The sequence below is a fragment of the Flavobacterium plurextorum genome, assembly GCF_002217395.1.
Lineage (GTDB): Bacteria > Bacteroidota > Bacteroidia > Flavobacteriales > Flavobacteriaceae > Flavobacterium > Flavobacterium plurextorum.
Map to the genome: position 1 here is coordinate 10,281 of NZ_MUHD01000052.1, position 1,288 is coordinate 11,568.

General features: G+C 28.1%; 1 pseudogene. It reads left to right on the plus strand.

Annotation, left to right across the window (positions count from 1 at the left end):
- Window positions 1–445 (plus strand): annotated as a pseudogene (locus tag B0A81_RS21890) (bifunctional 3,4-dihydroxy-2-butanone-4-phosphate synthase/GTP cyclohydrolase II); the annotation flags it as partial.
- Between the last annotated feature and the right edge of the window lie 843 nt (window positions 446–1,288).

The following is a 1,288-nucleotide window of genomic DNA, read 5'->3' on the forward strand; positions in this document are numbered from 1 at the left end:
GGCTTATCAGCAAACAACTAACAAACAAATCCACATTGCGCTTACCAAAGGAACTTGGAATACTGGAGAACCAATTCTAACGAGAATCAATTCTACAACAATAAATAATGATATATTGGGTACGCTTACCAATGATGCTGACAAAAAGCTGGATAACATGTTTCAATTGATCAATCAGGAAGGCAAAGGAGCTGTTTTGTTTATCAATCAGGAGGCTCCGCCAACAGACTTCATAAACCGTTTGTTAGAATTGAAAGCTTTACAGGCTGAAGGCGAATTCAAAGCACCACAAATAAAGATGGATACAAAAGATTTTGGTATTGGTGCACAGATATTGCATGATATTGATATTTCCAAAATTAGATTATTGTCGAATTCAGAGCAAACCAAACGTGTCGGTATGATTGGATACGGATTAGAAATTAAAGAGTACGTTAAATACTAATTTTTTGTATTTATAATAATTTACAAAAACTATTTAAAGAAATCCTTCGAATTTATTTCGAAGGATTTTTTATTTTGGATCATATATCCCTTAAATACAAACAAAAAGAAGAAAAGGCTGTCTCACGATGAAGTGAAATAACCTTTTTTTATTTGAACACCTATCAGATCGTGTGTTTCAAATATTCAATTTTTTAAAACTTGTTTTAGTTTTAAGGTTCATTTTTCTTCTTTTATTTTCTTTTTTTTTAACTTGTTTTGGTGATTTCTTTTTTCTTTTCATCTGAGCGTACATTTTTTGAAAATCTATTATTTAGATCTACTAAATCTTTTTCCTATTCATTTTTTAACAAGAGCAGAAAGTTGTTTAATACAGCTGTAAACATATTTTCTTTAGTCCGATAAATAAGCGGGATCTAAGTAAAGATATTAGTGTTTACATATTTCCTCAATGGAAATCTAATAGTCTGCAAAATGACAGCTGATAATTTGTCATAAGTCATCTCTAAATCAGCGTTTCGTAATAAGTTCAATTATTCCATAAAAATTTACGGTTAAAGAGCTATCCTAAAGAGAAGAATATATCATAATTGATGAAGAGTAAAGCGTAAGGTTTTGAAAAAAAAATCAAATAAGATCATTTGTAATTCGAAATAAAAAAATAAAACAAAGAAAAGTATACTCTTTTTTTTGATTGTATTTTCTTCTTTTTTTGCTTTGGATGTGAAAAATAAAATTATATGTGTTAATAATTATGTTATGTTTAAAATTAGACTATTGATAAGGTGTTGGTTTGACTTTTTTTAATTTTTTTCGCTAAATCTCATTTTAATTCGTACTATTT